The sequence below is a fragment of the Herbaspirillum sp. B65 genome, assembly GCF_000333555.1.
Classification (GTDB): domain Bacteria; phylum Pseudomonadota; class Gammaproteobacteria; order Burkholderiales; family Burkholderiaceae_D; genus Herbaspirillum; species Herbaspirillum rubrisubalbicans.
The window spans coordinates 1-890 of record NZ_BADI01001165.1 but is presented as its reverse complement, the minus strand read 5'-3'; the positions used below and the strand labels follow the sequence as shown (position 1 = coordinate 890).

Here is an 890-nt window from a genome sequence, read left to right as displayed (position 1 = left end):
CGATGGACGGCCGCGGGGTACGGATGCTGGAGTTCGGCTTGATGCGATGGGAGGCCGTGATGTCCTGCCCGGTCGAGATGCCGCCCAGGATGCCGCCGGCATTGTGCCCACGAAGCCTGCGGGGTCAGCGCATCGCCGTGTTCGGAACCCTTCTGCGCCACCGCGCGGAAGCCGGCGCCGATTTCCACGCCCTTGACGGCGTTGATGCCCATGAGTGCAAATGCGATCTCGGCATCGAGCTTGTCGTACAGCGGCTCGCCCAGGCCGACCGGCACGTTCTGCGCCACCACGTCGATGCGCGCGCCGATGGAGTCGCCGTCCTTGCGCAGGGCATCCATGTACTCTTCCAGGCGCTCGATGAGGCTGGCGTTGGCCGCAAAGAAGGGGTTGTTGGGCACGTGTTCCCAGGATTCGAAGGGAATGGCGATCTCGCCCAGCTGGCTCATGCAGCCCTTGAAGGTGGTGCCGTACTTCTCGAACAGCCACTTCTTGGCGATGGCGGCCGCCCCCACCACCGGCGCGGTCAGGCGCGCCGAGGAGCGGCCACCGCCGCGCGGGTCGCGGATGCCGTACTTGTGCCAGTAGGTGTAGTCGGCGTGGCCGGGACGGAAGGTCTCCAGGATGTTGCCGTAGTCCTTGCTGCGCTGGTCCTGGTTGCGGATCAGCAGTGCAATCGGGGTGCCGGTGGTCTTCCACGTCATCCGTACCATGCAGGACAACCTGAAGGATGATCCCTTCTTCTCCACCTATGCCACCCCGCCGCTGTTGGCCAAGCTGGTCGAGCAGGGTGCACTGGGCCAGAAGAGTGGTGCCGGTTACTACAAGAAGGTGGGCAAGGACATCTTGCGCATCGACCCGGCCAAGGGCGACTACGGCCCGGCGGTGCAGGC

The 890-nt window shown here is 65.7% G+C and carries 2 pseudogenes; one reads left to right on the top strand and one right to left on the bottom strand.

What is annotated here, in order from left to right:
* Positions 1–692, bottom strand: a pseudogene (aroC, locus tag I5W_RS28070) (chorismate synthase); the annotation flags it as partial.
* Here aroC and I5W_RS28065 point away from each other — a divergent pair.
* Positions 691–890, top strand: a pseudogene (locus I5W_RS28065) (3-hydroxyacyl-CoA dehydrogenase family protein); the annotation flags it as partial. The pseudogenes aroC and I5W_RS28065 overlap by 2 nt on opposite strands.